We start from the raw sequence: 3,498 nt of genomic DNA, 5'->3' as shown, positions 1-3,498 counted from the left end.
GCCAGCGCCGCGGGCACAGAGGCCGCCCTCTCCGCGCCCTCGGCCGACCACCCGGCGTCCCGGGTGCACACGATGTTGCGGCGACCGGGCAGGGGCCGGAAGCGGGCGGGGATCGAGTCCCAGGTGGCCCGGCCCATCACGACGGGGCGCCCGGTGGTCGCCTGCTTGAAGTACGCCAGGTCCTCGGGGATGTGCCAGGGCATGTCACGACCGTCGCCGATCACCCCGCCGCGGGCCTGCGCCCACACCATCCGGACCGGCACGGTCGTCGTCTCCCGGCTCAGACCGCGACCGGGGCCTTGATGCCCGGGTGGTGCTCGTATCCGACCACGTCGAAGTCCTCGAAGCGGTAGTCGAAGACCGAGTCCGCGCGGCGCAGGCGCAGCTCCGGGTAGGGGAAGGCCTCGCGGGCCAGCTGCGTCCTGACCTGCTCGACGTGGTTGTCGTAGATGTGGCAGTCGCCCCCGGTCCAGATGAACTCGCCCACCTCGAGCCCGACCTGCTGCGCCACCATGTGGGTGAGCAGCGAGTAGGAGGCGATGTTGAACGGCACCCCCAGGAAGAGGTCGGCGCTGCGCTGGTAGAGCTGGCAGCTCAGCTTGCCGTCGGCCACGTAGAACTGGAACAGCAGGTGGCAGGGCGGCAGGGCCATGTCCGTCAGCTCGCCCACGTTCCACGCCGAGACGATGTTGCGCCGCGAATCGGGGTCGGTGCGCAGCAGGTCCACGGCGTTCGCGATCTGGTCCACGTGCCGGCCGTCGGGGGTGGGCCAGGACCGCCACTGCACGCCGTAGACGGGTCCGAGCTCGCCGCGCTCGTCAGCCCACTCGTCCCAGATGCTCACGCCGTTCTCGCGCAACCAGCCCACGTTGGAGTCGCCGCGCAGGAACCACAGCAGCTCGTAGGCCACCGACTTGAAGTGGACGCGCTTGGTGGTGATCAGCGGGAATCCCGCCGCCAGGTCATAGCGCAGCTGGTGGCCGAACAGGCTGCGGGTGCCCGTTCCCGTGCGGTCGGCCTTGGCGGTGCCCTGCTCCAGGACGAGTCGGAGCAGGTCCTCGTACGGGGTGGGGACGGTCATGACCTGCAGTCTACGTTCGAGTCGCCTGCGCGGCCTGCGCGGCCAGGATCTTCTCGGTGAGCTCGGGGCGACAGATCAGGACGTCCGGGGAGTGGGTGTCGGGTTTGTTGAACCGGATCGGCGTCCCGTCGAGGCGGGAGGCGTGCAACCCCGCGGCCAGGGCGACGCCGACCGGCGCGGCCTGGTCCCACTCGTCCTGCCCCCCGGCGTGGAGGTAGGCGTCCGCGTCGCCGAGCAGGACGGAGAGCATCTTGGCACCGGCCGAGCCCATGGGCCGCACCTCCAGGCCGACCGCGTCCGCGACCTGGAGCGCCCCCGGCGGGGGGTTGTTGCGGCTGATCACCATGGTCCCCGAATGGGGGCCGTCCACGTGATCGACCTGGTCCGAGCGGAATACCCGCCCCGAGTCCGGCAGCCCCACGGAGGCGACGGTGGGCCGGCCGTCGACGACGAGTGCCACGTGAACCGACCAGTCCGAGCGGCCCGTCGAGAACTCCTTGGTGCCGTCGATCACGTCGATGATCCAGACGCGGGATTTGTCCAGCCTGCTGAGATCGTCCGAGACCCCCTCGGAGAGCGTTCCGTCATCCGGGCGGTGCACGGCCAGCACCTCGTCGGTCCAGTTCTGCGCGACCTCGTTGGCGACACGGGCGAGCGAGCGCCCGCGGAGCAGCCCCCCGGCGCGCGTGCCCCGGACGATGTCACCGATCCCCGTGGCGAGGAAACAGGCGAGGTCGTCGTCGTCGAGATCGCGCATGCTGTCGCTGTGCATGCTCACAGTCTTGCGCATACCGACACTCTACGGAGGTGGGGCGCGGGTCGGGCCGATGTCGTGGGCGTGCGACATCATGAGTTCATGTCCGACGCACTGGAGCGGTTCCACCCGGCCACAGCCTCGTGGTTCCGTGGGGCGTTCGACCGGCCCACCCCCGCGCAGGAGGGGGCGTGGGCGTCCCTGGCGAGCGGCGCCCACACGCTCGTCGTGGCCCCCACGGGGTCGGGCAAGACCCTCTCGGCGTTCCTGGACTCGCTCGACCGACTCATGTTGGGCGGCGGCCACAGCACCAGTACCAGCACCAGTACCAGTACCAGCGACGGTGACAGCACAGGCGCACCCCCGCCCGGCACCCGTGTGCTCTACATCTCCCCGCTCAAGGCGCTGGCCGTGGACGTCGAGCGCAATCTCCGGGCGCCGCTCGCCGGGATCGCGCGCGAGGCCGCGTCCCTGGGCGTGGAGACCGCGGAGGTGACGGTGGGGATCCGCACCGGTGACACGCCGCCCGAGGAACGCCGGCGGCAGCGGTCGCGGCCACCGCACGTGTTGGTCACCACCCCCGAGTCGCTCTTCCTGCTCCTCACCTCGGCCGCACGGGAGACCCTGGCCACGGTCGACACGGTGATCATCGACGAGATCCACGCGGTGGCCGCCAGTAAGCGCGGCGCCCACCTCGCCCTCAGTCTCGAGCGACTGGACGACCTGCTGGACACCCCCGCCCGGAGGGTGGGCCTGTCCGCCACCGTCCGGCCGCACTCCGAGGTGGCCCGCTTCCTCGCGGGCGAGCGGCCGGTGACCGTGGTGGCGCCGGGATCCGACAAGCGCTTCGAGCTCACGGTCCGGGTGCCCGTGGAGGACATGGCGGACCTGTCCTCGGCCGGCTCGGACGTCACCGCTCCGCCCGGGACGCCGGGCGAGGGGTCGATCTGGCCGCACGTCGAGCGTCAGGTGGTGGACCTGGTCACGGCGCACCGCTCGACGATCGTGTTCGTCAACTCCCGCCGCCTGGCCGAGCGGCTGACCGCGCGGCTCAACGAGATCCACGCCGAGGACACCGATCCGGGCTCCCTGCCGCCGGCGCCAGCCCGCCCACCCGCGCAGATCATGGTGCCGTCCGAGGTCTCGCGCGGCGCCCCCGCGGAGCTGGCCATGGCCCATCACGGATCGGTGTCCAAGGAGCGACGGGCGCTCATCGAGGACGCCCTCAAATCGGGTCGGCTACGCGCGGTGGTGGCCACCTCGTCGCTCGAGCTGGGCATCGACATGGGCGCGGTGGACCTGGTCGTGCAGGTCGAGTCCCCACCGTCCGTGGCCTCGGGGCTCCAGCGGGTGGGCCGCGCCGGTCACCAGGTCGGCGAGGTCTCCCGCGCGGCCGTGTTCCCCAAGCACCGCGCCGACCTCCTCCACAGTGCGGTGACCGTGGAGAGGATGGTCGCCGGCGCGATCGAGACGATGTCGGTCATCACCAACCCGTTGGACGTCCTCGCGCAGCAGACGGTGGCCGCGTGCGCGCTCGAGTCGATCGACGTCGAGGACTGGTTCGCCGCCGTGCGTCGGACCGCCCCGTTCGTCGGGCTGCCGCGGTCGGCGTTCGAGGCGACACTCGACATGTTGGCGGGCAAATACCCGTCGGCGGACTTCG

At 71.5% G+C, this 3,498-nt stretch carries 4 protein-coding genes; 1 reads left to right on the top strand and 3 read right to left on the bottom strand.

Annotated elements, in window-relative coordinates; all coding sequences use genetic code 11:
- The 3 genes from G6028_RS04765 to G6028_RS04755 all read right to left on the bottom strand — a co-directional run.
- Positions 1-251 (bottom strand): dihydrofolate reductase (locus G6028_RS04765; RefSeq protein WP_194306829.1); only part of this gene is annotated, 251 nt, incomplete at its 3' end.
- A gap of 29 nt (positions 252-280) precedes the next feature.
- Positions 281-1,081, bottom strand: coding sequence for a thymidylate synthase (locus G6028_RS04760; RefSeq protein ID WP_182609993.1), 801 nt, complete (start codon positions 1,079-1,081; stop codon positions 281-283).
- Between the two features lie 10 nt (positions 1,082-1,091).
- A complete protein-coding gene (locus G6028_RS04755) occupies positions 1,092-1,871 on the bottom strand; it encodes a 3'(2'),5'-bisphosphate nucleotidase CysQ (protein WP_422110520.1) in 780 nt (259 codons plus the stop codon).
- A 66-nt stretch (positions 1,872-1,937) separates the two neighbouring features.
- Here G6028_RS04755 and G6028_RS04750 point away from each other — a divergent pair.
- A partial coding sequence (locus G6028_RS04750) for a DEAD/DEAH box helicase (RefSeq protein WP_182658203.1) occupies positions 1,938-3,498 on the top strand: 1,561 nt, incomplete at its 3' end.

The sequence above is a fragment of the Dietzia cercidiphylli genome, assembly GCF_014145145.1.
GTDB lineage: Bacteria > Actinomycetota > Actinomycetes > Mycobacteriales > Mycobacteriaceae > Dietzia > Dietzia natronolimnaea.
The sequence above is the reverse complement of the archived record's forward strand: the minus strand, read 5'-3'. Positions and strand labels throughout refer to the sequence as shown.

What these genes read in the sequence shown, in the direction of transcription:
- G6028_RS04755 (WP_422110520.1), bottom strand. Translation starts at nt 1,871, where the DNA reads ATGCGCAAGACTGTGAGCATGCACAGCGACAGCATGCGCGATCTCGAC.
- G6028_RS04760 (WP_182609993.1), bottom strand. Translation starts at nt 1,081, where the DNA reads ATGACCGTCCCCACCCCGTACGAGGACCTGCTCCGACTCGTCCTGGAG.